The following is a 507-nucleotide window of genomic DNA, read 5'->3' on the forward strand; positions in this document are numbered from 1 at the left end:
TCCGTGCAGGACTACATCGACCGGGGTGTGCTCAAGGAGCGCCCGGACGGGACGCGGAACCCGCTGCAGACGCTGCCGCTGACCGAGAAGATCCAGAGCGAGCGTTTCGACGCCGTGTTCGGTGGTGGCCGTCGTGACGAGGAGAAGGCGCGGGCCAAGGAGCGGGTGTTCAGCCTCCGGGACGAGTTCTCGCAGTGGGATCCGCGCCGTCAGCGCCCCGAGCTGTGGAACCTCTACAACGGGCGGCACGCGCCCGGCGAGCACGTCCGGGTGTTCCCGCTCAGCAACTGGACCGAGCTGGACGTCTGGCAGTACATCGACCGCGAGGGCATCGAACTGCCCGAGATCTACTTCGCGCACGAGCGCGAGGTGTTCCAGCGCGGCAACATGTGGCTGACCGCCGGTGAGTGGGGCGGCCCCAAGGACGGCGAGACCGTGGAGAAGCGGCTCGTGCGGTACCGGACCGTGGGCGACATGTCCTGCACCGGTGCCGTCGACTCCGACGCC

General features: G+C 68.8%; 1 protein-coding gene. It reads left to right on the forward strand.

From position 1 onward, the window contains the following. On the forward strand, positions 1–507 hold a 507-nt coding region (gene cysD, locus AQJ91_RS48515), incomplete at both ends, for a sulfate adenylyltransferase subunit CysD (RefSeq protein WP_159054859.1).

This window comes from Streptomyces dysideae (assembly GCF_001514305.1).
Taxonomy (GTDB): domain Bacteria; phylum Actinomycetota; class Actinomycetes; order Streptomycetales; family Streptomycetaceae; genus Streptomyces; species Streptomyces dysideae.